This window comes from Pseudomonas sp. FW305-25 (genome assembly GCF_017351415.1).
Classification (GTDB): Bacteria; Pseudomonadota; Gammaproteobacteria; order Pseudomonadales; family Pseudomonadaceae; genus Aquipseudomonas; species Aquipseudomonas chlororaphis.
On record NZ_JACNDE010000087.1, the window covers coordinates 1 to 446 of the forward strand.

Here is a 446-nt window from a genome sequence, read left to right on the forward strand (position 1 = left end):
TGGCGGTAGTCGAGCTTGCTGCCGTCGGGCAGGCGGCAATGGCTGAGCTGGCCGAGCTTGTCGTACTCGTAGCGCAGGGTGCCCCAGCCTTGGTGCTCGGTGATGAGACGGTCTTGCAGGTCGTATTCGTAGGCCAGCGGCCAGTGGCCGTCGTCGACATTCACCAGGCGTCCGAGGGCGTCGTAGCTGTAGTGGATTTCTTCGCCACCGGCCAGGGTTTTCACCAGCAGCCGGCCAGCGGCATCGCGCTGATATTCGGTGACCAGCTCGCTGCCGTCGTCGCCGAATTCGGTTTTCTTCAGCAGGTTGCCGTTGAGGTCGTAGGCATAGGCGGTGCTGCGCCCATCGAAGCCGGTTTCCTGCTGGATCAGGCCGTTGGGGTAGTAGTCCAGGTGGTACTGCTCGCCGCGCTCGTTCTCGATATCGGTGAGCAGCAGGCGTGCGTT

At 63.2% G+C, this 446-nt stretch carries 1 protein-coding gene; it reads right to left on the reverse strand.

Annotated elements, in window-relative coordinates:
* The coding region (locus tag J4E58_RS31795) for an RHS repeat domain-containing protein (RefSeq protein ID WP_207255374.1) at nt 1-446 on the reverse strand (446 nt) is incomplete at both ends.